Source organism: Streptomyces flavofungini, from assembly GCF_041028215.1.
Taxonomy (GTDB): Bacteria; Actinomycetota; Actinomycetes; order Streptomycetales; family Streptomycetaceae; genus Streptomyces; species Streptomyces flavofungini_B.
On the sequence record NZ_JASKYR010001067.1, the window covers coordinates 1 to 1727 of the forward strand.

Below are 1727 nucleotides of genomic sequence, written 5' to 3' on the forward strand. Positions count from 1 at the left end.
ACCGCCCCCTCATGGCCGAAGCGCTGCTGTTCAACCCGCACACCTACGACCCGACCCACTTCGACCCCGAGACCCGCAGGCTGCTGCGCGCGACCGTGGACTGGTTCGAGAGCCGCGGCAAGCGCAGGCTGATCGAGGACTACCGCGAGCGCGTCTGGCTCGCGGACTTCCTTGAGTTCGCCGCCAAGGAGGGACTGTTCGCCACCTTCCTGACCCCGGTCGCGGCGGCCGACGGGGAGCGGGACAAGGACAAGCGCTGGGACACCGCCCGGATCGCGGCCCTCAACGAGATCTTCGGCTTCTACGGGCTCGACTACTGGTACGCCTGGCAGGTGACCATCCTCGGCCTCGGCCCGGTCTGGCAGAGCGGGAACGAGGCCGCCCGTACGCGCGCCGCCGAACTCCTCTCCCAGGGCGAGGTGTTCGCCTTCGGCCTGTCGGAGAAGGCGCACGGCGCCGACATCTACTCCACCGACATGCTGCTCACCCCCACCCCCGAGGGCGGCTTCCTGGCCAGCGGCGCCAAGTACTACATCGGCAACGGCAACGCCGCCGGACTGGTCTCCGTCTTCGGCCGCCGCACCGACGTCGAGGGCCCCGACGGGTACGTCTTCTTCGCCGCCGACTCCCGCCACCCGGCGTACCACCTGGTGAAGAACGTCGTCGACTCCTCCAAGTTCGTCAGCGAGTTCCGCCTGGAGCGCTATCCCGTCGCCGCCGAGGACGTGCTGCACACCGGCCGTGCCGCCTTCGACGCCGCTCTCAACACGGTCAACGTCGGCAAGTTCAACCTCTGCACCGCGTCGATCGGCATCTGCGAGCACGCGATGTACGAGGCGGTCACCCACGCCCACCAGCGCATCCTCTACGGCCGTCCGGTCACCGTCTTCCCGCACGTGCGCCGCGAGCTGACCGACGCCTACGTACGCCTGGTCGGGATGAAGCTGTTCAGCGACCGTGCCGTGGACTACTTCCGCTCCGCGGGACCCGACGACCGCCGCTACCTCCTCTTCAACCCCATGACGAAGATGAAGGTGACCACCGAGGGCGAGAAGGTCATCGACCTGATGTGGGACGTCATCGCGGCCAAGGGCTTCGAGAAGGACAACTACTTCGCTCAGGCGGCCGTGGAGATCCGCTCACTGCCGAAGCTGGAGGGCACGGTCCACGTCAACCTCGCCCTCATCCTGAAGTTCATGCGCAACCATCTGCTCGCCCCCGCCGATTACGCGCCCGTGCCGACGCGCACGGAAGCCGGTGACGACGCCTTCCTCTTCGCCCAGGGCCCCGCCCGCGGGCTCGGCTCGGTCCGCTTCCACGACTGGCGGCCCGCCTTCGACGCGTACGCCGACGTCCCCAATGTCGCCCGCTTCCGCGAACAGGCCGACGCCCTCTGCGCGTTCGTCACCACCGCGGCGCCCGATGAGGAGCAGAGCCGCGACCTCGACCTGCTCCTCTCCGTCGGCCAGCTCTTCGCGCTCGTCGTGCACGGCCAGCTCATCCTGGAGCAGGCCCGGCTGACCGGCCTGGACCAGGACGTGCTCGACGAGCTCTTCGCCGTCCTCGTGCGCGACTGCTCCGCGCACTCCGTCGAACTGCACGGCAAGGGCTCCGCCACCGCCGAGCAGCAGAGCTGGGCGCTCGGCGCGGTGCGGCGCCCCGTCATCGACGAGGCCCGCACCGCCCGGGTCTGGCAGACCGTGGAGTCGCTCGCGGGCGCCTATGAG

Annotated in this window: 1 protein-coding gene; it reads left to right on the plus strand. The window is 69.4% G+C overall.

What is annotated here, in order from left to right; genetic code table 11:
- Positions 1 to 11: 11 nt before the first annotated feature.
- On the plus strand, positions 12 to 1727 hold a 1716-nt coding region (locus AB8Z36_RS38420; RefSeq protein WP_369217997.1), incomplete at its 3' end, for an acyl-CoA dehydrogenase family protein.